This is a genomic window from Halomonas sp. 7T (assembly GCF_025643255.1).
Taxonomy (GTDB): domain Bacteria; phylum Pseudomonadota; class Gammaproteobacteria; order Pseudomonadales; family Halomonadaceae; genus Vreelandella.
Genome location: NZ_CP087112.1, coordinates 3,342,093 through 3,367,187, shown reverse-complemented (window position 1 = coordinate 3,367,187; position 25,095 = coordinate 3,342,093). Strand labels below are relative to the sequence as shown.

At 56.3% G+C, this 25,095-nt stretch carries 23 protein-coding genes; 16 read left to right on the top strand and 7 right to left on the bottom strand.

What is annotated here, in order from left to right; genetic code table 11:
- Positions 1-353: 353 nt before the first annotated feature.
- Entirely contained in the window at positions 354-2,699 is a 2,346-nt protein-coding gene (locus LOS15_RS15790; protein ID WP_263066980.1) for a DUF2309 domain-containing protein, read from the bottom strand.
- Positions 2,696-4,291 carry an NADH-quinone oxidoreductase subunit L gene (locus LOS15_RS15785; protein ID WP_263066979.1) on the bottom strand — a complete coding sequence of 532 codons (1,596 nt, stop codon included), beginning with the start codon at positions 4,289-4,291 and terminating at the stop codon, positions 2,696-2,698. Before LOS15_RS15785 ends, LOS15_RS15790 begins: the two co-directional genes overlap by 4 nt.
- Positions 4,292-4,420: 129 nt before the next feature.
- Here LOS15_RS15785 and LOS15_RS15780 point away from each other — a divergent pair, with 129 nt between their 5' ends.
- Positions 4,421-5,308, top strand: a complete 888-nt coding sequence (locus LOS15_RS15780) for a LysR family transcriptional regulator (protein WP_263066978.1) — start codon at positions 4,421-4,423, stop codon at positions 5,306-5,308.
- An 18-nt stretch (positions 5,309-5,326) separates the two neighbouring features.
- Here LOS15_RS15780 and LOS15_RS15775 read toward each other — a convergent pair whose 3' ends face one another.
- The gene (locus tag LOS15_RS15775) at positions 5,327-6,415 is read right to left on the bottom strand and encodes a flavin monoamine oxidase family protein (RefSeq protein ID WP_263066977.1); all 1,089 of its coding nucleotides are present in this window, start codon (positions 6,413-6,415) and stop codon (positions 5,327-5,329) included.
- A 201-nt stretch (positions 6,416-6,616) separates the two neighbouring features.
- On the opposite strand from LOS15_RS15775, the gene LOS15_RS15770 reads away from it, so the two are divergent.
- Positions 6,617-6,946 carry a hypothetical protein gene (locus LOS15_RS15770; RefSeq protein ID WP_263066976.1) on the top strand — a complete coding sequence of 110 codons (330 nt, stop codon included), beginning with the start codon at positions 6,617-6,619 and terminating at the stop codon, positions 6,944-6,946.
- Positions 6,918-7,109: a PD-(D/E)XK nuclease domain-containing protein gene (locus LOS15_RS15765; RefSeq protein WP_263066974.1), complete on the top strand. Its 192-nt coding sequence runs from the start codon at positions 6,918-6,920 to the stop codon at positions 7,107-7,109. The genes LOS15_RS15770 and LOS15_RS15765 overlap by 29 nt, the downstream gene beginning before the upstream one ends.
- Positions 7,110-7,325: 216 nt before the next feature.
- On the opposite strand, the gene LOS15_RS15760 is transcribed toward LOS15_RS15765, so the two are convergent.
- Together LOS15_RS15760 and LOS15_RS15755 are read right to left on the bottom strand one after the other, a co-directional pair.
- A complete protein-coding gene (locus tag LOS15_RS15760) occupies positions 7,326-8,561 on the bottom strand; it encodes a tetratricopeptide repeat protein (protein ID WP_263066972.1) in 1,236 nt (411 codons plus the stop codon).
- Between the two features lie 19 nt (positions 8,562-8,580).
- Positions 8,581-9,099 carry a hypothetical protein gene (locus tag LOS15_RS15755; protein WP_263066971.1) on the bottom strand — a complete coding sequence of 173 codons (519 nt, stop codon included), beginning with the start codon at positions 9,097-9,099 and terminating at the stop codon, positions 8,581-8,583.
- Positions 9,100-9,598: 499 nt separating this feature from the next.
- Here LOS15_RS15755 and LOS15_RS15750 point away from each other — a divergent pair, with 499 nt between their 5' ends.
- Together LOS15_RS15750 and paaX are read left to right on the top strand one after the other, a co-directional pair.
- Positions 9,599-10,447 carry a sulfurtransferase gene (locus LOS15_RS15750; RefSeq protein WP_263066970.1) on the top strand — a complete coding sequence of 283 codons (849 nt, stop codon included), beginning with the start codon at positions 9,599-9,601 and terminating at the stop codon, positions 10,445-10,447.
- Positions 10,448-10,924: 477 nt separating this feature from the next.
- Positions 10,925-11,851 carry a phenylacetic acid degradation operon negative regulatory protein PaaX gene (gene paaX, locus LOS15_RS15745; RefSeq protein ID WP_263066968.1) on the top strand — a complete coding sequence of 309 codons (927 nt, stop codon included), beginning with the start codon at positions 10,925-10,927 and terminating at the stop codon, positions 11,849-11,851.
- A 106-nt stretch (positions 11,852-11,957) separates the two neighbouring features.
- Here the strand turns inward: paaX and paaY are convergent, their stop codons facing one another.
- A complete protein-coding gene (gene paaY, locus LOS15_RS15740) occupies positions 11,958-12,563 on the bottom strand; it encodes a phenylacetic acid degradation protein PaaY (protein ID WP_263066966.1) in 606 nt (201 codons plus the stop codon).
- A gap of 11 nt (positions 12,564-12,574) precedes the next feature.
- A complete protein-coding gene (gene paaN, locus LOS15_RS15735; RefSeq protein ID WP_263066964.1) occupies positions 12,575-14,251 on the bottom strand; it encodes a phenylacetic acid degradation protein PaaN in 1,677 nt (558 codons plus the stop codon).
- Positions 14,252-14,619: 368 nt separating this feature from the next.
- Here paaN and paaF point away from each other — a divergent pair, with 368 nt between their 5' ends.
- The 11 genes from paaF to paaE all read left to right on the top strand — a co-directional run bounded on the left by paaF (position 14,620) and on the right by paaE (position 25,050).
- Positions 14,620-15,393, top strand: coding sequence for a 2,3-dehydroadipyl-CoA hydratase PaaF (paaF, locus tag LOS15_RS15730; protein WP_263066962.1), 774 nt, complete (start codon positions 14,620-14,622; stop codon positions 15,391-15,393).
- Positions 15,394-15,409: 16 nt separating this feature from the next.
- Positions 15,410-16,201: a 2-(1,2-epoxy-1,2-dihydrophenyl)acetyl-CoA isomerase PaaG gene (gene paaG, locus LOS15_RS15725; RefSeq protein ID WP_263066960.1), complete on the top strand. Its 792-nt coding sequence runs from the start codon at positions 15,410-15,412 to the stop codon at positions 16,199-16,201.
- A gap of 1 nt (position 16,202) precedes the next feature.
- Positions 16,203-17,741, top strand: coding sequence for a 3-hydroxyacyl-CoA dehydrogenase PaaH (paaH, locus tag LOS15_RS15720; protein ID WP_263066959.1), 1,539 nt, complete (start codon positions 16,203-16,205; stop codon positions 17,739-17,741).
- Complete coding sequence (gene paaI, locus LOS15_RS15715; RefSeq protein ID WP_263066957.1) at positions 17,734-18,216, top strand: hydroxyphenylacetyl-CoA thioesterase PaaI; 483 nt, start codon at positions 17,734-17,736, stop codon at positions 18,214-18,216. The genes paaH and paaI overlap by 8 nt, the downstream gene beginning before the upstream one ends.
- Positions 18,213-19,418 (top strand): 3-oxoadipyl-CoA thiolase, encoded by a 1,206-nt coding sequence (gene pcaF, locus LOS15_RS15710; protein WP_263066956.1) that lies wholly within the window; start codon positions 18,213-18,215, stop codon positions 19,416-19,418. The genes paaI and pcaF overlap by 4 nt, the downstream gene beginning before the upstream one ends.
- A gap of 96 nt (positions 19,419-19,514) precedes the next feature.
- Positions 19,515-20,828, top strand: coding sequence for a phenylacetate--CoA ligase PaaK (gene paaK / locus LOS15_RS15705; protein ID WP_263066955.1), 1,314 nt, complete (start codon positions 19,515-19,517; stop codon positions 20,826-20,828).
- Between the two features lie 296 nt (positions 20,829-21,124).
- A complete protein-coding gene (gene paaA / locus LOS15_RS15700; RefSeq protein WP_263066954.1) occupies positions 21,125-22,111 on the top strand; it encodes a 1,2-phenylacetyl-CoA epoxidase subunit PaaA in 987 nt (328 codons plus the stop codon).
- Positions 22,112-22,211: 100 nt separating this feature from the next.
- Entirely contained in the window at positions 22,212-22,493 is a 282-nt protein-coding gene (paaB, locus tag LOS15_RS15695) for a 1,2-phenylacetyl-CoA epoxidase subunit PaaB (RefSeq protein ID WP_009723077.1), read from the top strand.
- Between the two features lie 14 nt (positions 22,494-22,507).
- Positions 22,508-23,338 (top strand): 1,2-phenylacetyl-CoA epoxidase subunit PaaC, encoded by an 831-nt coding sequence (gene paaC, locus LOS15_RS15690; protein ID WP_263066953.1) that lies wholly within the window; start codon positions 22,508-22,510, stop codon positions 23,336-23,338.
- The gene (paaD, locus tag LOS15_RS15685; protein ID WP_263066952.1) at positions 23,322-23,921 is read left to right on the top strand and encodes a 1,2-phenylacetyl-CoA epoxidase subunit PaaD; all 600 of its coding nucleotides are present in this window, start codon (positions 23,322-23,324) and stop codon (positions 23,919-23,921) included. Before paaC ends, paaD begins: the two co-directional genes overlap by 17 nt.
- 46 nt (positions 23,922-23,967) lie before the next feature.
- Positions 23,968-25,050: a 1,2-phenylacetyl-CoA epoxidase subunit PaaE gene (gene paaE / locus LOS15_RS15680; protein ID WP_263066951.1), complete on the top strand. Its 1,083-nt coding sequence runs from the start codon at positions 23,968-23,970 to the stop codon at positions 25,048-25,050.
- The last annotated feature ends 45 nt before the right edge of the window (positions 25,051-25,095 follow it).

The window sequence follows — 25,095 nt, the reverse complement described above, 5'->3', positions numbered from 1 at the left end:
TGCGGCGCAAACTACAAACATGGCAGCTAACGTAAGCACTCCCCTCACGAGACATAGAGCCACCACATCGCAGTGCATAAGGTAGTGTTCACTCTTGCTGTGTACGTATATCGCATGCCGCCTGCATTTAAGAAATTATTGTTAACATCCATGCGCTACCGTTTACGCGGTGACGCTGTTTAACTAGCCAGCTCAGAGCGTATCCTCTAGAAGTTATACGCTATCCGCAACTCAATTAGGTTTAAATGGACTCGCCTGTCCTTGCCATTGCCATTGTCGTTACAGGCACAGATAACGGTGAACGGGATCTGCACCCAGTTTTTCACTCCTGATAGACGATATTCTATTTGCTCTTACTGGTAAGGCACGATGACTGGCTCCCAGCCTTCCAGAGAATAGCGCTCTAGGCCCCCTTCTCCCATCCGGGTGAGCCACAGCCAGCGGTGGTTGATTAAATCCGCGACCACCGGCTGGCGCTCAATAATCGCCTCAATGCGCGCTTTGGGCGCGTCGATCACCACCGTTAAGCGCAGCGGTTCATGATGGAGCTTCTCGCCATCGCGCAGCGACTGCTCCGGCAGACCAATACGCAGCTGAGGCGAACTCCCCTCAATAACGCCCACATGGCCCCCCACCACCGAATGCAGCAGCTTATTGCCAGCACCGTACAGCCCTGGCACCACGGTAGACGCGTAGTACTGTAGGTTGATCCAGCTGGCCACCAGCATCGGTGCCATCATTAACCCCTCCAACACGCTGCCATCCGAGTCTTGCTCGGGGTGGTAGTCGTGCAAAAACGTGCGTCCATCCAGCACCTTCCCTTGGGTGCGCGCCCGTGGCGCTAAAATAAGCGCCGCGTTATTCACCAGCCCCCACTCAGGCCGGGGTTGCGACCAGTCGGCACCGCGCATGGCCAGGGTTTTCAGGCGTTCAATGTGGTCGGTGTCATCCACACCCAATGCTGGCGCTCGCTCTAGACGAGTGGCTTCGCCCGCTACGCGTACCCCGCTGTCAAACTCGGCGAGCGCGTCTTCTAGCACTTCGGGCATTGATTCCTCACGGTACACATGCACGCGATCGGTGAGCGTGCAGTGTGTGGCTGCCAGCACATGAAAGGGACTGGGCAAGGCGATGCCCGCCTGTCGAACAGCCTGCTGAACCTCCGGGTCGTTCAGCAGCGCCGCGGCCACCCGCGCATTCATGCCGCCACCCTGCCCGCCACAGGCGCCGCAGGTTAGCCCGGCGTGGTGGGGGTTATTTTCGCTTTGCGAATCGTGGCCCACCAGCACCAATAGCGACACGGCTGGGTTTCCCAGTAGGGTTAGCAAGTTTTTCGCCAGCGCGATCTTTTCGTGGCGCGTAATGGGTTCGCCGTCGTAGGTGTGAAAAAGCCCAGCGGGGGCCTCGCACTGGGGCACGGTTGCCTGCTTACGCAGGCTGTCTTTAATCAGTTTCCAGCCCCAGGCAATGCCGGTCGTCTCCACTAGAGTGAAGGTTGAAAGCGGCGCGTACTTTGCGTGGCGCACGCTTTGGCGCTGGCTCTCTTTTTGGTAGCGCTGAATCCCCCGCTGCTGGGGCTGCAATGAGCCCACCCGATACGTCGGTTTTAACAGCCCCGGTACCCGTGGCTGGGCGCGTTCAGGGCCAGTCGCGGCATCCGCCACCGGCATAGCGAAGAATCCCGCCACCCCTAGCGTGGCCACGGTAGGCGCGGCCTGCTCTAAATGGCGACGAAACCGCTCAGAACGCACATCAATACAGAACGCAGCCTGCACTTTTGGAGTGGAGACAGGCTCGGCACTCGGCGTGGCAAGGGTGTTGGCTAGTGCACGTTGGTAGCCCAGCTCATAGGCGTGCTGCCAGCACCACAGCGCTTCATTGGTTGCAGTGGCAGCTTCCTGCGAAGACCACTGGGCAACCCAGTCACGTCTCTGGTTCACATCCAACTGATGAACCGCTAACCACTCCCACGCCAGCACCATGGCAGCCAGCTGAGTAATACCGGCGACCGGCTTTTGGTGGACGGTGTGCCAGCCAATCCCCTGGCACCAAGAGGCCCAGCCGTTCACCCGTAGCAGCAGCGTATGGGCCAGCATTTCAAATGCTTCCGGGGTGAGCGCCCAATCTGCTGCAATCTCTTCAATAGCCGCCTGGGGCTCGTCAGGAAGCGCTTGTAACGCCTGACGCTGCGCCTTAGGCCAGCGCAAATCATGCTGTGCTGCACACTTCCAAAAATGATACAGCGAATCACCCGCTTGGCTTGCCCAGCGCTGCTGATGGTGATCGAAGTAGCTCGCACAGCTCTCCGCCAGCGGCTCAAACCCATCATGCCCTGCCAAAGTATCCCAAGCGCTACGTAGTGGCGTTACCGGCTTGGGCGGTGTTGCTAAATAGCTCACTAGGCTCTGCTGGGTATAGGCGTAGCCGCCCTGGCTAAGCGCCTGCTGCAGGTCTTGCGGGATAATCCGGCCTGATTCCCAGGCGTTGCGATAAAACTCAGCGGGCATGGTCATCGGCTGCCCTGCCCGGCGGCTGAGCGCTTGGCTCACTTGCTCAATGGGCTGATGCCTTTGACCCCACCAGGGGTTGACCGCAATCCACTGGTCTAGCGGCCACACCGGGGCAATGGCGTCGGTCGCGCGGCTCAAAGCATCGCGGTACTGCTCTAGTGATGTGTCCACGGCAACGGGCTGACTCATGACCACTCTCCTTTTAAACCCGGGGCAAGCGATGAAGGACGCGACCAAGCACGAATGGGGGCTACCGCATCTACTAAACGCTGGAACGGCAGAGACAGATAAAGCCCTTGGCTAAAGTGAACCCGCCAGCGGGCTACCCAAGCGGCCTGGGGAAATAGCGTGACGGCCCCAGCGGCCAGCACCAGATTGGCCAGTATGAGTGCGCCCAGCAGGCCTGCCGTGAGTGTTAAGGGTGTGTACGCACTGGGCAGTGCCGGTGCCAGCACGCTATGCAGCAAGGCATACAGCGGCACTAGCGCCAGCGCCATGCCTACCAGCGCTAAACGCTTAGGTTTGGCGGTGCCCACCGGCATGCCCAGCAGCGTGCTGCCCACCGCCAAGCTGAGCAGAGCGCCCAACAGCGGGTTATGACTAACCAGAGAGGGCCACATCATCAGTACCACCGCCGCGACGGTGGCCGCAGGCAGCGCGAGGGAAAGCCGCTGACGCAGCGGTGCAAGCGGCAAGCGCTCACAGCGGGCGGCGCGCACGGTACGGCCAGACGCCAAGAAGGAGTGCGCTTTATACAGCGAGTGCGCCAGCAGGTGGGCCAGCGCCAGGGTGTACGCCCCTACGCCAATTTCAAACAGCATAAAACCCATTTGCGCGCAGGTAGACCAGGCCAGGGCATGCTTGACGGACGTTTGAGTCAACATGGTCATCACCGCAACCAGCGCGGTAAAACCACCTACAGCAATCAGCAGGTAGTGGCCCAGCGTTAGACCATCAAACACCGGGAACAAGCGCAGCCACACAAAGCCCCCCAGGTTAATCACCCCCGCATGCAGCAGCGCGGAGACCGGCGTGGGGGCTTCCATCACTTTAATCAACCAGCCATGCATCGGCACCTGGGCACATTTACACAGCGCCGCGATGGCCAGCGCCACCGAGGCGGCTTCCACCTGCCAGCCGCCAGAAGTTGCCGCAGCGGCGGCAAACAGCTCAGGTAACTGAAAGGTACCGAAGTGGGCGTACAGAAGCGCTACCGCCACGATTAGCGCCGCATCGCCTATGCGGCTGACCACAAATTTTTGCCAAGCCGCCCGCTGGGCTTCAACACGCTCAGGGTAGAGCGTTAGCAAGTGGTGCAGCGCCACGCTCACGCCCACCCAGGCAATCAGCATTACGACCAAGTGGTGGGTAAAGACCAGCAGCATCACGCTTGCCAGCACCACTAAACACCAGGGTAAAAACCGACGCTCGCCACGGTCGCCCTTTAGGTAGCCTTCTGCAAAGCGCAGCAGCACCGTGCCTAACAAGCTGATGAGTAGCGCCATCCACACAGCCAAGCCATCTGGATACAAGCCCAGCGGCTGAGCGGCTTCGGGCAGGCCGGTGGGTACACCCAGCGCATCCAGTACCAGCAGCCCACCCACTGCTAAGCTTGCAACCAATGCGCTTGCCGTTAACCAGCGGCCTATTTTCCAAGCGCGCTGGAGCGATGCGGGCGTGCTCGCCCGTGCGCTGACGCCCGCCACCACTAACAGCGAAACCGGGACCAATAACCACAGCGCTAGCAGTGATAGCACCGTTATGTCGACGAAATTTGGCATAGCCCTTCCCCTTTGTCGTGTGAAAACGACTATGCCGCGCTCATTACTATATAAAAAATAGTTTATTTTTGATAAATCGTTCTTTAAAACAGAACGTATAGCCAATACGCTGCCTGAGGTTCCGCCGCTATGAAGCTCAACTACCACCACCTTTACTATTTTTGGCAAGTGGCGAAATCGGGCCACCTGACCCGCACGGCGAAAGCGCTGCACGTGTCACAGTCGTCGCTTTCCCAGCAAATCCGCCAGCTAGAGGAGCGTTTGGGCCAAGCGCTGTTCATCCGCGAAGGTCGGCAGCTGCACCTTTCCGAAGCGGGCAGGCTGGCGTTTGATTACGCCGAGACCATCTTCACCCAAGGCGAAGAGCTGAGCGCGCTGTTTGCTGAGGGCGGCCACGCCCACCGCGAGGTGGTGCGCGTAGGGGCGGTGGCCACGCTATCGCGCAACTTTCAGGAGGGGTTTGTGCGGCCGCTGTTGGGCCGAGACGACCTGGATTTGATACTGCAAAGCGGTGGCATGGATGATCTGCTAAGGCGGCTTTCTGCCCACAAGCTAGACGTGGTGCTCTCGAATCAGCCCGTGCGCGGTGATAGTGAACACCCCTGGCGCTCCCAGCGGTTAGCGCGCCAGCCGGTGAGCTTGATTGCAGCGCCCCACCTCTCGCCGCCCCCCGCTTTCCCCAAAGGCTTAAGCGGCCACGCCTTAATTCTGCCCGGGGTTGAAAACGCCACGCGCCACGCCTTTGACCAGCTGTGCAGCCACTACCGGCTAACGCCCAAAATTGCCGCCGAAGTAGACGACATGGCGATGATGCGCCTACTGGCGCGGGACACTCAGCACATTGCCGTTATGCCACCCGTGGTGGTGCGCGACGAGCTGCACAACGGCACGCTAAAAGATTACGGCGCGCTGCCCGGCGTATGGGAGGAGTTCTACGCCATTACCATTCAGCGCCGGTTTGAATCCCCCAGCCTAAAAGCGCTGCTCACGCGCTCCGGCGAATCGCTGCTGGATTAACACTTGGGCACAAGCGCCCTACTTCGCTAACACCTCCGCCACGCCGCGCTCGGCGGCTTCAATGGCACCTGCCAAATAACCGGCATACTGCTCGCTCCACTCGCTGCCAATGCCGGTTAAGCAAGGCTGCCAAGGCCCATCGGCAGCGCGAGCAGGCGGTGCCATGCCATGATGCTCGCTGGGCTGTTGGTCGGCGTGGGTAGCGGTGAACGATTCCTGTGCCCAGTCTTTAATCACATCCCGCGTTGGGTTAGCCGCCTCAGGACCAAACAGCCTGGCGAGCTGCGCGCGACAGTGCTGGCGCAGCGTCTCATCGTCAATCTGCGCTCGCGCACCAGCAGGTAAGCTAAAAAAGCCAAACAGCGCTCCGTAGCCACCCGGGTGAGACGCATCATGAATTTCACCCAGCGGGCCGATCAAGCTACGCGCCTCTCCCGAAAGCTGCTCTTCTCGCCAAAAAGGCGTGGCATACAGCGCCACGTATTTACCGTGGGGAGCCATCCAGGTCGCGGTATTGGCCCACTGGTGGGTAAGGCATTCTGGCAGCGGCGGTGAACACGTTATCGCCTGTGCCGCCAACCGGGGCGGCACCGCCAGCAACACGTGCTGTGCGGTAAAACGCTGCCCACTAGCGCACGCCAGAACCACGCTGGCATTGGCGTTGAGCGTCATAGTTTGAACCGCCTGCCCCGTGTAAAGTCGCGAAGATTCAACACGATCGCGCAACGCATCAATCAACGCCTGCATGCCGCCTTCCAGCCGCATCGAAGGCGGCTGATTCACAAACCCCTGCATACGCACAGGCGGCATCTGGTGAGAGCGCTCCACCACCATATCGCCGGTTTCATGCTGGGCAAACGACGCAAGCCCTAGCGATTCCACCAGCGCCCCCAGCGCGTGCTGAAACCCCGGCCAAAACCACGAAGGCCCCAGATCAAACGCCTCAGAAGCACAGGCCTCATCAGGCAACAGCGACGCAATACGCCCACCCACTCGCTCCCGCGCTTCCAGCACCACGTAATCGGTTACGCCCCGCTGTTCCAGCAAATAAGCGGCATACAGCCCCGCCAGTCCAGCGCCCACGATGGCGATGCGTGTTGTGTGCATGGCAAATCTCACCAGTTAATAAAACTCAAAATCCTGTGGGGATATAACAGGTTGCCTGGTATGCGGGCGTAGCATGTTAATGAACAACACCCAAAATAGCATGGCTAAGCGTTTTTAGTGGCGCTGCTAAAACAGCGCGGGGTATTTACGCCGCCATTTAGTATGCTTCAAGCGAAGTAGCAAATGTTAGGACGCTTCGATATGGATGATGTCGCCGCCGAGGCACTGCTATTCCAGATGAGTTACATTACGATGCAAGACGTACAAGCGCCCATGATCGGCTACCGGTTTTACTCGCTCGGTTTTCCTAATTGGGAAGTAGAAAGCAGCCTGAACGAGTTTCTACTCCCCGTGCTGGGCATTCGGGACAGTGAAGCCCAGACCTATCAACTGTCGATGTTTAACGTACTGCTTGAACACGACCTTGCTGGCCTGAAAAACCACCTTAAAACGCTTTATGCCGGTTTCCCCCCACGACGGGTACCGCAACGATCTCAAAAACATGCCCATCGCCCAATACGCAGGCCATAATGTCTCACAGGTCTATGCGAGCGTCTTTTACAGCCACTTCTCCGCGCTGGGTGTGAACGTGCCGGTGGAAGACGCCAGCCACCACGGCAAAGTGGATATGGGCGTCGACTTTAACGGCCATGTTTATTTGTTTGAGTCCAAAGTGGTAGAACAGCTGCCCTAGAGTAAAGCGCTAGAGCAATTCAAAGCCAAAGGCTATGCCGACAAGCACCGTGCCAGCGGCAAGCCATAAACTTGGTAGGCATAGAGTTCTCAAGCGTTCAGCGCCAAATTGTGGCATTTGAGGTGGAGGCGCTGTAGCGCACAGCTGCTCATCACAAGTCTCTGTTTAAGCTTGACAAAAACCGGCCCCAAAGGGCCGGTCGGTTAACAAAGACTCTTAAAGCCGTGTGTGTCTTGGCAGGGGCTGACCCTCACGCCAGCTCGCTGCTAAACGCTGTCCTTCCTGCACCTGAGCAGGCGTCATATGAGACAACAATTGGCGACGATTACCTGCAGCTAATTCATTTCCCCTTGCTGCCGCCAAATTATACAACGCGTAGGCCAACACACTATTCTGGGGAACCCCCTTACCTTCCCTATACGAAACCCCCAGATTATTAAGGGCATCGGTATTGCCCTGCTCAGCCGCCAACCGATAGAAGCGCGCTGCCTGAGCGTAATCTTGAAGCACACCGTCACCATTGGTGTACATAAGCCCTAAGTTATATTGGGCGCCATCGCTGCCCTGTGTAGCTGCACGCTTAAACCACTCTGCCGCTGTAGCTTTATCTTGATCGACCCCACGCCCATAATAATGCGCCAACCCTACCTCAAACAGACTTGTCATATTCCCTTGGTCCGCTGATCGGCGGAGCCAGGTATAGGCGAGAGCTTCACTCTTTGGTACGCCATCACCACTCAGATACATCAGGCCGAGGTTTTTTTGTGCAATATCATTACCTTGATTAGCAGCCAGCGTGTACCACTCTGCGGCTAGCACATAGTTCTGCGGTACCCCTTGGCCTCTTGCATACATAGCCCCTAAGTTAAGCTGGGCACTGGGGTCTCCCTGCTCTGCCGCACGACGGTACCACTCTAACGCCAGCGTATCGTTTTGCTGTACACCACGGCCATTGGCATAGAACAAACCGAGGTTGTACTGTGCGATGCGATTACCTTGCTCCGCTGCACGTTGCGTCCATTCAGCGGCTAGACTGTCATTACGGGCGAGCCCAGGCCAATCTTCACTGTAAAGAGATCCTAGATCGGTTTGAGCCAAAAGGTTGCCTTGCTCCGCGGCACGCCGATACCATTCAGCCGCCTGGCGGTAGTCTTGCGCCACGCCTTGCCCAAATTGGAACATGATCCCTAAGTGATATTGCGCTTCAGCATTTCCTGCTTCCGCCACTGGTGTTAGCAGGCTGTGGGCTTCGATATAGTTTTCCTGGAACAGAGCCGCCAGCCCCATATCCAAGTTGCCCTCCATGCCGGTTTGGCTACTCTCTGCTTCTTGCGTTTTTGCTCCAACGCCAACACCAGGAATCTCTGGCAGACTGCTTAAACAGCCAGAAAGCACAAAAGGTGCCAAAGTAAGTAAAAGTATGCGTACCCATTTCCTGCTTTTTATGTTCATGCTCTGTTTCTCTTTTCTTTTAAAGCTGATTCATTTCATGCTGCTGCTGACGACGCTCAGCGTTTGAGCTTTTTTCACGAAAGCTGCTCAAAAACCCTTTTTCGAGATAGCTTAATGTCATCTGAAAGCTCAGGTGCGGCGAATCAAGATGAATTTCGGTATTCCCCGCTTCAAAGTTCGCCATTTTATTGCCCACGAAGGGGCGCTGACTGGAGAATAGGCGGTAACGCTCTGATAGCCCGTTAAAAAGGGCATCAAAGCGCTGTTTATTGAGCGTGGCTAATACCGCGACCAGCTGTTCGTCTTGATCAAAAACCAGCGTCATCTCCTGAAGTCCTTCGAAGGAGAACTGCGCGACCGGAGCCGTAAACATTCTTCCCCCACTATACTCATTGGTACCCGCAGGCCGGAGAGAGAGCTGTGCCTCCGCCTCCTGAATGCTTAATTCACCGATTGGCATGCCAAAAGGGGCAGGATTGGCTAACACAGGCGGGCACACGGCTATCAAGAGTAGCGATAGCCAATACATCCATTTCATCGTTTTTCTCCATGCTTAAACACGGCCTTTCGGCGCACGTCATGATTATTTCTTAAATTAGAGTTACCACCACGCCTCAGATGAACCCAGTAGCGGGATCGCTCGTCTGATCCGAGGTCGCTAGCACCAACACGCTATAGCGTTGCGCCACATGCGAGATGGCCATTAATTCTTAACGACCTAAATTTTCATAACTTTAGAAATTAATTAAGCAGCGTCTAGTTGCATGGCATGATACAGCTGTGAGGGTGTCTATTGTTGGCATTAACTCAACCCGCCCCTATTGGTGATGCTCCCACGCAGTCACATTTAATCATCCCGCGCATTCTGCACGCCCTTTGAGCTATTTCCTGTAGGCTATTAAAATTAAAGTAGTATTACGATTCGGTCAGCTATCCACTATCTGAATTTCCAAGGCTTGATCACGCTGTCTGTTGTTATTCAAAACCAACTAAGCGTTTGAGTAACATAGGCTGTCAGCCCTTCATCGGAGAACTCCATGCCATCCCCCCTTGTGACGACCCAATGGCTGCAAGACAACCTAGACAACGAACGGTTAGTGCTGATCGATGCGAGCATGGCGACGGTGATTGGTAAAGAGCCTATCGTCTATGATCGCCCGATGTGGATACCAGGTAGCCACCGGATCGATCTCGAAGATGTGCTTTGCGACACCGAATCTTCTCAGACCCACACCTTTCCAACAGAGGAACAAGTCACTAAGGAAGCTCAACGGTTAGGCATTACGACCGAAAGCTTGGTCGTGCTCTACGATAACCAAGGTATCTATTCGGCGCCGCGGGCCTGGTGGATTTTCCGGTCAATGGGCGTTAAGCACGTTTTTGTTCTGGATGGAGGGCTACCACAGTGGCGAGCCGAAAAGCGGGACGTTGTTTCTACCATCGCGGAAACTCCAGCCACGCCCAGCCACTTCGTCGCCAACCTTAATCAGCGCCGGGTGCGAAACTCAGCCTACGTGCTGCAACACCTAGACGACAGCCAAGTCACCATTGTTGATGCCCGATCACGTTCACGTTTTCTGGCACAGGTGCCTGAACCCCGCCCTGGGGTGCGCAGTGGTCATATCCCCCATTCTCATAACCTGCCGTTTACCGAGGTGCTAGAGGGACATTGCTTTAAACCAGTTAGCGAACTGAAGACAATCTTTAGAACGTTTGCTACGCCCCTTCACTCCAGCAGTGAACCCCAACTGGTGTTTTCCTGTGGCTCAGGCATCACCGCCTGCATTATTCTGCTAGCCGCTGAACTGGCGGGCTACCATCAGCTATCGCTTTACGACGGCTCTTGGGCAGACTGGGGGAGCGATGAGTCACTCCCAGTGGCTTAGGCACATGACTGAGCTTTTCACAAACTGAGTTGGCACGAACTGCTCGGCTTTTAGCACATCAGCGCTTTCAATTAATTCTGGTGTCAGCGGTTTGGATGCACTTAACCCCTGATGAGCTAAACGTCATTCAGAAAATGTCAGCCGCAGCGATGTAAGCCGCCCCGGCTTTACCGGAGACTCCATATCTTGTGAGGGTGGATTTATGAACTCAACAAAACGATATTACCCAGAAGTCCGGGTGCGAGGTAAGCCGGTACCTATAGCCCCAGGTACGCCGCCGTTTATTAGCTTGTCCACCTTTTTTGGAGGAGTTCCAGGGAGTCGCTGATACGCAGTTTGCACCTTACGCGTTGAGTAACCAGATACACAGCCTCGAACCAAACCACAATAAGACGTGATACGATAATCTTCTATAAAAGCTATATTTTCTGTCGTTTTTGCGACCACTTTACACTTCAAAGGGAATCAACGTTCACCATGTCGTCAGCTACAGACTGCGTTGCTACGCTTATTGATGACTTCCAGAAGCGTCGGCCAATTCGCGCCGGCTCACTGATCATTACTGTCTATGGCGACTCTATCGTTCCCCGGGGCGGTACTGTGTGGTTGGGCAGTCTGTCAAAACTCGTGGACCCCATCGGTATCAACGAGCGGTTGGTACGCACCTCTGTTTACCGGCTAACTCATGAAACCTGGCTGCGCGGCGAGAAGGTGGGGCGTCGCAGCTATTACCGATTAAGTGGCCCTGGGCGGCGTCGTTTTGAACAAGCTTTCAAGCGCGTCTATCACGGCGCCCAGCCTCCCTGGTCGGGCCAGTGGACATTGGCGCTGCTGACACAGCTGCCTGCAGATCGACGCCAACAGATCCGTGATGAACTTGAGTGGCTCGGCTTTGGTAGTTTTGCTCAGGGCGTGCTGGCACATCCCACGATGTCATGCGCAGAGACCATGGCGGCCTTGCAGGAGCTTGATGCGGCAGACGACACAATAGTGATGCAGACACAGACCATGGAGCCCATGACCAGTAAGCCGCTGCGCCTGCAGGTCAGAGATAGCTGGAACCTCGATGAACTCGCCGAGCTGTATCAGCGGTTCCTGGTTAAGTTTCGCCCACTGTGGAATGCACTCAACGCAGAGAACCATTTAGGACAGGAAGAGTGCTTTATTGCCCGCACTTTGCTGATTCATGAGTATCGTAAGGTTCAGTTGCGTGATCCCCTGCTACCTGATGAACTGCTCCCCACGGCGTGGGAAGGTCGCTACGCCCATCAGCTCTGCCGCAACCTCTATCGGTTACTATACGAACGCGCAGAGCGCTGGCTAGACAGGCACCTAGAAACTGCCGAAGGCCCATTACCAGCCCCCGGCCCTAGCTTCTACCAGCGCTTTGGCGGGTTGGAGTGAGCGCTAGCTAAAGCGCTCTATCAGTCGTCACACCGTATAGCGTTAATAAGTGTGACGACTGATCCAAGACTTGCTGTCTATATAAGCTCTATTTCTGATATAGGCTCTACTTCTTATCTAAAGTCTGCTGCTTGGGCTGGGTGTCACCGGCTAGCAGCGCAGGACGATCAGCATCGATTTCTGCCAGCGGCTCACAGGGCTCCAAGCTGTCTCGGCAACGGGTCACTAAGCGCTGATACTCCTGGGTACCCTGCTGCTTCCAAGCAAACTCTTCGTCGCCCAGGGGGCGCTTCACCTTTGCGGGCGCTCCCATCACTAAAGACTGCGGCTCACACTCAAACCCCGCTTTGACGAACGCGGCCGCCGCAACGATAGAACGCTCCGCTATATGCGCACCGTCCATCACCACGGCGTTCATACCCACCATGGCATCACGCCCAATCACGCAGCCATGTAAAACTGCACCGTGGCCGATATGACCATCTTTCTCCACCTTCGTGACGCATCCCGGAAAACCATGCATCACGCAAGTGTCCTGAAGGTTCGCGCCTTCTTCAAGCACTAGGCGTCCGAAGTCACCGCGCATCACCGCGCCAGGGCCAACATAACAGCCAGGGCCCACAATCACATCGCCGATTAACACTGCGGTTGGGTGGACATACGCGGTCGGATGCACCACCGGCGTCACCCCTTCAAGTCGATAGTAAGGCATCACGTGCTCCGTTAGTTAGAGGGGCTATGGCGGCGGTTTTGAACCACAACGAAGCGGCTGGAAACAAACGCCTGATTACATAAAGAAGCATTCGCGGCCGGATTCCCCCCCGTGGCGTGAAAGTCACTGAACGCCGCAGACTGGTTGACGAATATCCCCCCATCTAGGTTCAGTGAAAGCGGTGTCGTCGACTCAATAGCCAACTGCTCAAACTGATCGGCCACGGCCTCATCAGTGGTATAGGCACCGAAGGTTATCGCGCCTTTTTCACGAATCACCTCACGCGCCAGCTCAATGCTATGCGCAGTGCTGTCGGTCGCGACGATAAAGCTTATCGGGCCAAAGCGCTCCTCACTATAGGCAGCCTTTTGCGCTGCATCCACCTTGAGGATAAGCGGCGTGTGAATACGGGCGTCAGGGTATTGGGCGTGTTTTCGTGGCTCGCTATCCAGGACTATTTCGCCCAAACCACGGCACTCATCAATCCGAGCTTGTGTGTCCAGCGACTGGAGAGTACCCAGCACCGTGCAGGCACGGTCGCTGTCACCCAAGAACACTTGGACGGCTTTGGCAAGCGCTGCCGCCACGTCGTCAAAGCTTAAATGGCCATCTGATGTTTCAATGCCGCTCTTAGGCACATAAATCGCCTGGGGGGTCGTACACATCTGTCCAGAATAAAGGCTCAGCGAGAAGGCAAGGTTCGCGGTGACCGCCTTAAGATTATCCAGGCTGTCGATAATCACCGTGTTGATACCGGCTTTCTCGGCAAACACCTGGGCCTGGGTGGCATGCTCTATCAACCAGTCACCGAAGGCATTAGAACCAGTGAAGTCGATCAACTTGACCGCAGGATCAAGCGCCAACGTTTTGGTTAACGGCGCATCCGCTGTGTCGGGCACCAAACTCACCAGACAGGGGTCAAAGCCTGCTTCTTCTAACACTTCCTGTGCAACGCGGGTGGTCATCGCTACTGGCAGAATAGCGCCGGGGTGCGGTTTAAGCATCACCGGGTTACCGGTTGCCAAGCTGGCAAACAGCCCAGGGTAAGTATTCCAAGTGGGGAACGTTGAACAGGCCACCACCAGCGAGATGCCGCGCGGCACAATGTGGAAACGCTTATCCATGACAATAGGGTCATGTTTGCCCTGAGGCTTAACCCACTGCGCAGCAGTAGGAATCTGCGCCATTGATTGCCAAGCATGGGCCACGGCTTCAAGACCACGATCTTGGGCATGCGGCCCGCCCGCCTGAAACGCCATCAACGGCCCTTGGCCGCTAGTGTGCATGACCGCCTGGGCGATCTCCGGGCTCATGGCATTAAGGCGCGACAGGATTTCTAAACATACCCCCGTACGTGCTTCAGCCCCAGCCTCTCGCCAATCACGCATTGCCACTTGCATGGCCGCTATAAGTTCGTCGGGGTTTGGCTGGTCATAAGTAATGCCAAGTTCAAAGCCATAAGGTGATACTTCCCCGCCTACTCGCTGAGTGCTACCCACCGCTTTCAGCATAAAAGGCTGATTGCGCAGTGCCTCGAAGTTGGCAGGGGCCTCTTTAACAGCGTCTTCGGAGTATTTGCGCATGCTTTCTGGATAAGGCGTCCAGAAAGTACGGCTGGCAATTGCTTTGACGGCCTGCTCTAGGGTCTGGCGATGAGAATCGAACATCTGCTGCGCTAATTGCGTCATGGGGCGCTCCTGCACTCACTTATTTTTTTGATACGTTATATACAAGAAGACTATCTTTCCCGTAACAAAACATCAAACGCTTTCCCTAACACCGCTTGCTCAACAATTAGCCCACCACGATCAAAAAACTCGATATATAAGGGATAAAGGTCACTTTTAAGGCCAATTCTCCACCTTTCATACCATGGTCTAATAACTATCATTCACTCGTTATAAATACATGTAAACCATTGTTAACAGAGAATAAATACTCAAAAACACCAATAAGCGACACACTAATAACAATTAATCAATATTGATGTGTATCAAAATAAATCTATACTCGGTAAATATTCATCCTGTGCGCCACAGGCCGAACTGAGGTAAAAATGCTCACTACTCTAAAAACAACCCCGCCTCTGGAAGGCGTTTTATGCATCACGCTGAATCGTCCGGACGCATTGAATGCACTTAATACCCAGCTACTTGGCGAGCTCGCCAACACGCTGCGCAGCGCTGATAGTGATGAGAAAGTGCGCGCCGTGGTGATTACCGGCAGTACGAAAGCGTTTGCCGCCGGTGCGGATATTAATGAAATGGCAGAGCGCGACCTAGTCGGCATGCTGGAAGATCCTCGCCAGCACCACTGGGCCACCATTACGCGTTTTCGCAAACCGATCATTGCTGCTGTTAATGGCTACGCCTTGGGCGGTGGCTGCGAGCTGGCCATGCACGCCGACATTATTATTGCTGGTGAAAACGCCCTGTTCGGCCAACCGGAAATTAACCTGGGCATCATGCCCGGCGCTGGCGGCACCCAACGTTTGCTTAGAGCGGTGGGTAAGTCACTGGCCACCCAAATGGTGCTAACTGGCGAGCCAATTTCTGCTCGCCGCGCCCTTGAAGCTGGCCTGATTAGCGAGATTACCCAGCCCGAATTAACACTTGAGCGTGCCATGGTCATTGCAACGCGCATTGCCGCCAAGGCACCGCTGGCCGTGCGCTTGGCACGTGAATCGTTACACAAGGCAATGGATACCGATCTAGCTACCGGCCTGCGCTTTGAACGCCATGCGTTCACCTTGCTGGCGGGCACTGCAGACCGCGAAGAGGGCATTCGCGCCTTCCAAGAAAAACGACCTGCCATTTTTCAAGGGCACTGACACAAGGATATTACCCATGAGCCAAGCGCCCCTGCTTTACACCGTGGAAGACGGCGTTGCCTGTATCACGCTGAACCGCCCCGACAGCCTGAACAGCTTCAATACCGAAATGCATGCTGAAATGCGCAAAGCGCTTAAGGCCGTGCGCCAGGACTCAAGTGTTCGCGCGTTGTTACTGACCGGCAACGGTCGAGGCTTCTGTGCCGGCCAGGATCTTTCCGATCGTAGCGTCGCGCCCGGCGAGCAAGCCCCCGACCTCGGCGAGTCGCTTGAAAAACGCTACAACCCTATGTTGCGCGCTCTTAAAGACATGCCTTTCCCGACCATTTGTGCGGTGAACGGTGTGGCCGCAGGTGCCGGTGCCAACATCGCTCTGGCCTGCGACATCGTATTGGCTGCTCGTTCAGCAAGCTTTATCCAGGCTTTCTGCAAGATCGGCTTGATCCCAGACTCTGGTGGCACCTGGACGCTGCTTAACTTAGTGGGCATGGCGCGGGCCAAGGGCTTGGCAATGCTTGGCGACAAGCTGCCCGCCGAGACGGCCGAACAGTGGGGCATGATCTGGCGCTGCGTCGACGATGAAGCGCTTCAAGAAGAAGCCATGAACATGGCTCGCCACTTGGCCAATCAACCGACGCGCGGCTTGGCACTGATCAAACGTGCCCTGCACGCCAGCAGCGATAACAGCTTCAACGAACAGCTCGACCTGGAACGCGACCTGCAGCGCCTTGCCGGGCGTACAGAAGATTACCGCGAAGGCGTTAGCGCTTTTATCGAGAAACGTCGCCCCACCTTCAAGGGAGAGTGATATGTCAGCCCTTCCAACGTCTGCCGTTATTGGTGTGATTGGCGCAGGTGCCATGGGTGCCGGCATTGCTCAGGTTGCCGCCCAGGCTGGCCACACGGTTATTCTGCATGACAATCAACCGGGTGCTGCCAGAGCGGGCATTGATAACATTCGTCGTCAGCTGGAAAAGCGCGTTGCCAAGGGCAAGATGATCCAAGGGGATGTGGATAACATTATTGCTCGCCTGCAACCTGCCGATGCTATCGATGCCTTGGCCGACAGTCATTTGGTTATCGAAGCTATTGTCGAAAACCTTGAGGTCAAACGTCAGGTGTTCGCCCAGTTAGAAGCATTGTGTTCGCCGGACACCCTGCTCGCCAGCAACACTTCGTCACTATCGATCACTTCTATTGCTGCGAATCTTGAGCGTCCTGAGCGCATGGCGGGGCTGCACTTCTTTAACCCTGCACCGGTCATGAAACTGGTGGAAGTGGTGTCTGGCCTAGCCACCACCACCGACGTTGCCGACACCCTTTACACCACTGCCAGCGCCTGGGGCAAAGTCGCAGTGCACGCCAGCTCCACCCCTGGATTCATCGTTAACCGCGTGGCACGGCCATTCTATGCCGAAGGGCTGCGTCTGCTGCAGGAAGGTGCCAGCGATGCCGCTACCATCGATGCACTGCTGCGTCAGGCGGGTGGGTTTCGCATGGGGCCTTTCGAGCTGATGGACCTAATCGGTCATGACGTTAACTACGCCGTGACCCGCTCGGTGTTCGATGCCTACTACGGCGATACCCGTTTCGAGCCTTCCTTAGTACAGCAAGCGCTGGTGGAAGCCGGACGCCTGGGGCGTAAGTCCGGCCAAGGCTTTTTTGACTACGCGGGTGAAAACGCTGCGAAGCCACAACCTAAGTTTGCGGCACCAGCAAACGCGGAACTACCCGCACTTGTCGTACAGGGCGACCCTGGCGTGATCGCGCCGCTGTTAGAGCGCGCCCAGGAAGCTGGACTCGACGTCGTTCGTCGTGAATCACTGCTACCAGACGGCACGACTCGCTTGTATCTGGGTGATTTTGCGCTGGCCCTTAGCGACGGGCGATGCGCCGCCGAGCGCGCGGCCAATGAAGGGATTGATGCCCTGGTCCTGTTCGACCTGTGCCTGGACTACCGCAACGCCAGCGCCATCGCACTTGCTGCCAGTCACACGGTATCGCCCGAAGCGCGACAACTGGCCACCGCTTTCTTCCAGCACATGGAAATGGACGTGGCCTGGCTAACCGACACGCCGGGGTTGGTGGTATTGCGCACCGTAACCATGCTCGCCAATGAAGCTGCCGATGCCGTACTGCAAGGTGTTTGCAGCGCCCAGGATGGCGACCTGGCCATGCAGGCCGGCGTCAACTATCCCCGCGGCCCCTTGGCCTGGGCGGACTCGCTGGGCCTGCCCTTCGTTCACCGCACCCTTACGCACCTACAGCAGAGCTACGGCGAAGAGCGCTATCGCAGCTCGTTTCTGCTGCGTCGCAACGCCCTGAGCGAGGAAAGCTTTCATGAGTGATTCCCAACTATCCCCACAGCAACTGGCGGAAGCCTGTGCCGAGGCGATGTTTTCCCGCGACCATGCCAGCCAGGGGTTGGGCATGCGCATTACCCGTGTGGCCCCCGGCTTTGCCGAACTGACCATGACCGTACGCCAGGATATGGTGCAGGGTCATGGCAATTGCCATGGTGGGTTTCTGTTTGCCCTGGCTGATTCCGCCTTTGCGTTTGCCTGCAATAGCTACGATGAGGCCACAGTGGCCTCAGGCTGCAGTATCGACTACCTCGGCCCAGGCCAGCTAGGCGACGAGATCACGGCCACCGCCGAAGAGCGCAGCCGCCGTGGGCGCACAGGCATTTATGACATCACGTTGCGCAATCAGCACGGCGATACCGTTGCCTTGTTCCGCGGGCGTTCCTACAAAATTCGCGGCAGCGTACGCCGCTTGGAAGACACTGACGCAGAAAATACTGCTGCTGGAGATAACCCATGAAAGACGCGCTGATTATTGATGCCATTCGCACCCCAATAGGTCGCTACGGCGGCGCGCTTTCGAGCATGCGTGCCGATGATCTAGGGGCCATTCCCATGCGTACCCTGATGGAACGCAATCCAGGCGTCGACTGGTCGCTGATTGACGACATCTTTTACGGCTGCGCCAACCAGGCGGGCGAAGACAACCGCAACGTGGCGCGTATGTCTGCACTGCTTGCTGGGCTCCCAGTCGAGGTGCCCGGCACGACGATTAACCGTCTTTGTGGCTCTGGCATGGATGCGATCGGCAACGCCGCCCGCACCATCAAGACCGGCGAAGCAGGACTAATGATCGCCGGTGGGGTGGAATCAATGTCTCGCGCGCCTTTTGTGATGGGTAAGGCCGAACAAGCCTTCTCACGCCAAGCCGATATTTTCGACACCACCATCGGCTGGCGCTTTATCAATCGCGCCATGAAAGCTCAGTTTGGCGTGGACTCAATGCCCGAAACCGCTGAAAACGTGGCTGAACAATTTGGCATTTCCCGGGAAGACCAGGACGCCTTCGCCCTGCGCAGCCAGCAGCGTACCGCCGTCGCTATCGAGGCTGGCCGCCTTGCTGAAGAGATCATTCCTGTCGAAATACCCCGCCGCAAACAAGACCCGCTGGTGGTGGATACCGATGAGCACCCGCGTGCCAATACGACCGCAGAGCAGCTCGCCAAGCTTCCCACGCCCTTCCGCGAAGGCGGCAGTGTCACCGCGGGAAATGCTTCTGGGGTTAACGATGGTGCCTGTGCGCTACTGATGGCATCTGCCGAGCAGGCTGAACGTTTCGGACTCAAGGCTCGCGCTCGTGTGGTAGGCATGGCCACCGCCGGGGTGGAGCCGCGCATTATGGGGTTTGGCCCCTCTCCCGCTACCCGTAAAGTACTCGCCCAGACTGGGCTTACCCTTGACCAAATGGACGTTATCGAACTTAACGAAGCCTTCGCCGCTCAGGCCTTGGCAGTCATGCGCGACCTGGGCCTTAGCGATGATGCCGAACATGTTAATCCCAATGGGGGCGCCATTGCACTCGGACACCCGCTGGGTATGAGCGGCGCTCGGTTGGTCACCACGGCACTGCATGAGCTCGAACGTCGGCAAGGACGCTTTGCACTATGCACCATGTGTATCGGTGTCGGGCAGGGCATTGCTCTGATCATCGAGCGCTTATAAGTCCATTATTCAAACCACTAATCAAATCATTAACCTGACCATGGCTTGCTCATAAAACGTTAGCCCAATAATAATTTGCTTGACCGGAGACTCCTGATGAATCAGCCCGCTACGCGTATCGACACTGCGACGCTCGACCCCTTGGAAACCGCCAGCGTCGACGAGCTGCGCGCCACTCAGGTCAAGCGCCTGAAGTGGAGCCTAAAGCACGCTTACGACAATGTGCCATTCTATCGCCAGTCTTTTGACAAGGCTGGCGTACATCCCGACGATATCAAAACGCTGGCGGATCTCGCTAAGCTGCCCTTCACCACCAAGGCTGATTTGCGCGACAACTATCCGTTCGGCATGCTGGCCACGCCAATGAGCGAAATCGTTCGTATCCATGCTTCTAGCGGCACCACGGGGCAACCAACGGTGGTGGGCTACACCCAGAAGGATATTGATGTGTGGTCCGATGTGGTGGCGCGCTCGATCCGCGCCGCTGGCGGCAGCCGCAACGACAAGGTACATGTGGCGTATGGCTACGGCTTGTTCACCGGTGGCCTAGGCGCGCACTACGGTGCCGAGCGCCTGGGCTGCGCGGTCATCCCCATGTCGGGTGGCCAGACGGAGAAACAGGCTCAGCTGATCCGTGATTTCCAGCCAGACATCATCATGGTCACGCCGTCTTATATGCTCAACATCGCAGATGAGATGGAGCGCCAAGGCATTGACCCGCGCACGCTGCCTCTGCGCACGGGCATTTTCGGTGCCGAACCCTGGACCGACAGCATGCGCACGGCCCTAGAGCAGCGCTTGGGCATCGACGCCCTCGATATCTATGGTCTCTCTGAGGTAATGGGCCCTGGCGTGGGCATGGAGTGTCTGGAAACCAAAGATGGCCCGACCATCTGGGAAGACCATTTCTACCCCGAGATCATCGACCCAGTCAGTGGGGAGGTGCTACCCGACGGCGAATACGGTGAGCTGGTGTTCACCACGCTGACCAAAGAAGGCCTGCCGGTGATTCGTTACCGCACCCGTGACTTGACCCGCTTACTGCCGGGCACCGCGCGCCCCATGCGCCGCATCGACAAGATCACTGGCCGCAGCGATGACATGCTGATCATTCGCGGCGTGAATGTGTTCCCCACCCAGATCGAAGAGCAGTTGCTCAAGCTGGCAGCGCTTTCGCCCCACTACGAGATTGAAGTCAGCCGCCAAGGCAATATGGATATGGTGCTGGTGCGTGTCGAGGCAAGCCATCATGACATCGCCCGAGACCCCGTCGCTTGTGAGCAAGCCGCGAACCAGCTTCAGCATGCCATCAAGACATACATTGGCATCAGCACCCAGGTTGAAGTGTGTCAGGTAGAGAGCGTGATGCGTTCGCTGGGCAAAGCCCGCCGCGTTAAAGATCTTCGCTGATTCCGCCAAAAGCGTTCAATAGCAGCTTACCTTAAATCTGAAAGCCGACGCCCTTGCAGGCCTTACTGCAAGGGCTTTTTATGCATAAATAGTCAATTTAGAACAGAAAAAATCACATATTCAGAATCACTTATTTTTAGCCATTTTTCCTTTATAGACCAAGCATCTTGGCCTCACCCGTTATCAAAAAGTCTTAAAGTGACACACAAAAATACTTGTTGATAAATTATTTCGTGTCACTATACTTTAAACAAGTAAGCCAAACCCCCTGATAGCCCGACGCCGCGGAGGTCTCTATGTACGCGCAGCTCGTTGAAACCGGTACTAGCAAACTTAAGACACTTGACGAGATGGGCCCTGAGGAACGCCAGTTCCAAGAGCGCATCAATGATGAGATTAAGATAGAGCCCAAAAACTGGATGCCAGATGCCTATCGCAAGACACTGATCCGTCAAATCTCTCAACATGCTCACTCCGAGATCGTCGGTATGCTTCCAGAAGGTAACTGGCTGACGCGCGCACCGACGCTTAAGCGTAAGCTACAGTTGATGGCTAAAATCCAAGATGAGGCAGGCCACGGTCTGTATCTTTATAGCGCCATGGAAACCCTGGGTGCGGACCGCGACGAAGAGATCGACAAGCTCCACGACGGTCGCGCCAAGTACTCCAGCATCTTTAACTACCCAACGCTCAACTGGGCAGACATGGGCACTGTCGGCTGGTTAGTTGATGGCGCAGCCATCGTTAATCAGGTACCGCTACAGCGCACCTCGTATGGCCCTTACGCGCGCGCGATGATTCGCGTGTGTAAAGAAGAGAGCTTCCACCAGCGTCAGGGTTATCAGATTTTGCTGACCATGATGCAGGAAGGCACTGATGACCAGAAAGCCATGGTCCAAGACTCGATTAATCGCTTCTGGTGGCCTGCACTGATGATGTTCGGCCCATCCGATGAGCACTCCCCTAACAGTGCCCAGTCGATGGCCTGGAAGATCAAACGCCACAGCAATGATGAGCTGCGCCAGCGCTTCCTCGACCAGACCGTACCGCAGCTTGAGTTGCTTGGCTGCACCGCACCCGACCCGGATCTCAAATATAACGAAGAGACTGGCCACTACGAGTTCGGTGAAATCGACTGGCAGGAGTTCTTTGATGTGGTTAAGGGCAATGGCCCTTGCAACCGCGAGCGTATCGAAGCACGCCGCAGCGCTATTGATAACGGTGCATGGGTACGTGAAGCCGCCGTGGCTCATGCCGCCAAGCGTCAGCACAGAGCCGCTTGATACCCACCGCTGTTTTTAAGCCTGGTTTTTAAAACCTGCCATTTAAAACAATAGAGAGCTCCGAGTTACGGGGCTCCTCTGACCACTTGAGGTTTCTCTCATGGCTGACTGGCCCCTATTCGAAGTTTTTATACGCAGCAAACATGGCCTTAATCACAAGCACGTTGGCAGCGTACATGCCGCCGACCGTAGCATGGCGATCGAAAATGCCCGAGAGCTTTACACCCGCCGTAATGAAGGGGTAAGCATCTGGGTGGTTCCGGCCAGCGAAATCACAGCGTCTTCCCCCGATGAGAAAGAGCCGCTATTTGACCCGTCTAACGACAAGGTCTATCGCCACGCATCCTTCTACAAACTGCCGAAAGAAGTCGGCCACATGTAAGGAGGGAGGCTGTCATGCAGAACGTTGCTCAAAGAAACACGGCTAAGAAAAATACGGCTCAAAAAACACAAACACCATTGACCGATTACCTACTGCGCCTTGGCGACACGGCTTTAGTGCTGGGTCAGCGCCACGCCCAGCTATGCGGTAAGGCCCCGGCGCTAGAAGAAGAAATGGCGTTAATGAATGTGGGGCTTGATCTGTTCGGTCAGGCACGCAACTGGCTGGGCTATGCAGCTGAACAAATGGTTGCCGAAGGCGATGACAGTCAGGCCAACATTGATGCCGACCAGCTAGCTTTTCGCCGCGATGCCCAGGACTTTCGCAACCTTTTGATAGTTGAACAGCCCAACGGCGACTTCGCCGATACCATGGGACGACAGTTCCTGTTCGATGCATGGCACGTTCATCTACTGGATGGTTTGGCCGAAGCCAGTGACCCGCGCATTGCTGAAGTGGCTGCTAAGTCACTTAAAGAAGCCACCTATCACCTGCGTCGTTCCTCTGAATGGGTGATTCGCCTCGGCGATGGTACTGAAGAGAGCCACGCACGCATGCAGCGCGCCCTAGACAATCTATGGCAGTTCACCGGCGAGCTAGTGCAGTTCGACGAGATTGATCAGGCCATGTTGGAAGCTGGCATCGCGCCCGACCCGGAAACCCTGGTTAGCCGTTGGAAAGCAACCGTAGAGGAGGTGCTAAAAGAAGCCACGTTGGTGCGCCCCTCCTACGATGCGTGGATGTATACCGGCGGTAAAGTCGGTCATCACACTGAGCACTTAGGCTTTTTATTGGCGGAAATGCAGTATCTGCCGAGGACGTATCCTGATGCTACCGTCTGGTAACTCTCCATCGCCGTCTACCGGTAGATTGTCTACCGATGACTGGCCTTCCAGAGACTTGATCGGCAGCGACCGTAGCGGGCTGCCGCCAGCCGGTGAAAGCGGTGATGTTGATGCTGTGCTGGCCGTTTTACAAGAAGTGCCGGATCCTGAAGTTCCGGTCGTCAGCGTGGTTGAACTGGGCATTGTGCGCGATATCGATTGGCAGGATGGGCAGCTGGTGGTCAGCGTGACACCCACCTACTCTGGCTGCCCCGCCACTGAAGTGATCGAGCAGCATATTGTTGAAGCGCTGGTGGCCTCGGGCTACTCAAATCCGCTCATCCAACGCCGACTTTCACCCGCCTGGACCACCGACTGGCTGACCGACGCCGGTCGCGAAAAACTCCGCGCTTACGGCATCGCTCCGCCGGTGGGAAGTGCCAGCAAGCGCAGTTTGACCGGCCAGTCTGACCCGGTAGTGCCCTGCCCATTGTGTGGCAGCGAAGCGACCGAACGCGTCAGCGAATTCGGTTCTACGGCTTGCAAGGCGCTCTACCGCTGTCGCGATTGCCTGGAGCCTTTCGATTATTTCAAGTGCCTGTAACTTCAACGACAAATACAGCGCATTACGATTGACGAGACCATTTGCCATGAGCCGATTTCACGCCTTGACCGTCAAGGATGTACGCAAGGAAACCCATGATGCCGTTTCCATTGCCTTCGACATTCCCGACGACCTGCAGGACGCCTTTCGCTTCACCCAAGGGCAGTACCTAACGCTACGCCACGATATCGACGGTGAAGATGTCCGCCGCTCTTACTCCATTTGCACCGGCGTTCACGAGCATGAGCTGAGAGTTGCCGTTAAATTGGTGCCCGGTGGCAGTTTCTCAACCTTTGCCAACCAGCAGCTAAAGCCTGGCGACCGCCTGGATGTTATGCCGCCTCAAGGCAAGTTCTTTGTCCCTCTCGACCCCAGCCGTGAAGGACACTACCTGGCGGTGACCGCTGGCAGCGGCGTCACGCCCATTATGTCGATTGTCTCTACCACGCTGGAAAGCGAGCCGAAAAGCCGCTTTACCGTGGTTTATGGCAACCGCTCCACCACGGGAACGCTGTTTCGTGATCGCTTGCAAGACCTTAAGGATCGCTACCTAGAGCGCCTCAATATTATTTACGTGTTCAGTCGCGAGCAGCAGGAAATTGATCTTTACAACGGTCGCATCACTGCCGACAAGTGCAATGCATTGTTTGACCGCTGGGTAGAGGTACCCAAACTCGACGCGGCTTTCCTGTGTGGCCCACAAGAAATGACCGAGACCGTCCGCGACGTTCTGATTAACCATGGGCTGCCCAAGAACAACGTTCATTTTGAACTGTTCACTGCAAGCCTGCCGACTGCAGGTGCCAAACGCCGCCAAGCAGCGCAAGCGAATCAGACGGAAGCCGACTCATCTCTTATCCAGGTGATCATCGACGGCCGCACGATCGAATATAAGCTGCCCCGCAATACCCAGAACATTCTTGACGCGGGCAACGAGCACGGCGCCGACCTGCCGTTCTCGTGCAAGGCGGGCGTGTGCTCTACCTGTAAGTCTAGAGTCATCGAAGGTGAGGTGGAAATGGACGCCAATTACGCCTTGGAAGACTACGAAATAGATGCCGGTTACGTGCTGTCCTGCCAGTGCTATCCGATCAGTGACAAGGTGGTGCTCGACTTTGACGAGGTGTAACCCCGTCACCATCGACTTCCAAAGCCGACGATCAAGTCGGCTTTG

Bases quoted from the DNA above. Each gene is read 5' to 3' on its own strand.
- LOS15_RS15790 (WP_263066980.1), bottom strand. From the start codon at position 2,699: ATGAGTCAGCCCGTTGCCGTGGACACATCACTAGAGCAGTACCGCGAT.
- LOS15_RS15785 (WP_263066979.1), bottom strand. From the start codon at position 4,291: ATGCCAAATTTCGTCGACATAACGGTGCTATCACTGCTAGCGCTGTGG.
- LOS15_RS15780 (WP_263066978.1), top strand. From the start codon at position 4,421: ATGAAGCTCAACTACCACCACCTTTACTATTTTTGGCAAGTGGCGAAA.
- LOS15_RS15775 (WP_263066977.1), bottom strand. From the start codon at position 6,415: ATGCACACAACACGCATCGCCATCGTGGGCGCTGGACTGGCGGGGCTG.
- LOS15_RS15770 (WP_263066976.1), top strand. From the start codon at position 6,617: ATGGATGATGTCGCCGCCGAGGCACTGCTATTCCAGATGAGTTACATT.
- LOS15_RS15765 (WP_263066974.1), top strand. From the start codon at position 6,918: ATGCCCATCGCCCAATACGCAGGCCATAATGTCTCACAGGTCTATGCG.
- LOS15_RS15760 (WP_263066972.1), bottom strand. From the start codon at position 8,561: ATGAACATAAAAAGCAGGAAATGGGTACGCATACTTTTACTTACTTTG.
- LOS15_RS15755 (WP_263066971.1), bottom strand. From the start codon at position 9,099: ATGAAATGGATGTATTGGCTATCGCTACTCTTGATAGCCGTGTGCCCG.
- LOS15_RS15750 (WP_263066970.1), top strand. From the start codon at position 9,599: ATGCCATCCCCCCTTGTGACGACCCAATGGCTGCAAGACAACCTAGAC.
- paaX (WP_263066968.1), top strand. From the start codon at position 10,925: ATGTCGTCAGCTACAGACTGCGTTGCTACGCTTATTGATGACTTCCAG.
- paaY (WP_263066966.1), bottom strand. From the start codon at position 12,563: ATGCCTTACTATCGACTTGAAGGGGTGACGCCGGTGGTGCATCCGACC.
- paaN (WP_263066964.1), bottom strand. From the start codon at position 14,251: ATGACGCAATTAGCGCAGCAGATGTTCGATTCTCATCGCCAGACCCTA.
- paaF (WP_263066962.1), top strand. From the start codon at position 14,620: ATGCTCACTACTCTAAAAACAACCCCGCCTCTGGAAGGCGTTTTATGC.
- paaG (WP_263066960.1), top strand. From the start codon at position 15,410: ATGAGCCAAGCGCCCCTGCTTTACACCGTGGAAGACGGCGTTGCCTGT.
- paaH (WP_263066959.1), top strand. From the start codon at position 16,203: ATGTCAGCCCTTCCAACGTCTGCCGTTATTGGTGTGATTGGCGCAGGT.
- paaI (WP_263066957.1), top strand. From the start codon at position 17,734: ATGAGTGATTCCCAACTATCCCCACAGCAACTGGCGGAAGCCTGTGCC.
- pcaF (WP_263066956.1), top strand. From the start codon at position 18,213: ATGAAAGACGCGCTGATTATTGATGCCATTCGCACCCCAATAGGTCGC.
- paaK (WP_263066955.1), top strand. From the start codon at position 19,515: ATGAATCAGCCCGCTACGCGTATCGACACTGCGACGCTCGACCCCTTG.
- paaA (WP_263066954.1), top strand. From the start codon at position 21,125: ATGTACGCGCAGCTCGTTGAAACCGGTACTAGCAAACTTAAGACACTT.
- paaB (WP_009723077.1), top strand. From the start codon at position 22,212: ATGGCTGACTGGCCCCTATTCGAAGTTTTTATACGCAGCAAACATGGC.
- paaC (WP_263066953.1), top strand. From the start codon at position 22,508: ATGCAGAACGTTGCTCAAAGAAACACGGCTAAGAAAAATACGGCTCAA.
- paaD (WP_263066952.1), top strand. From the start codon at position 23,322: ATGCTACCGTCTGGTAACTCTCCATCGCCGTCTACCGGTAGATTGTCT.
- paaE (WP_263066951.1), top strand. From the start codon at position 23,968: ATGAGCCGATTTCACGCCTTGACCGTCAAGGATGTACGCAAGGAAACC.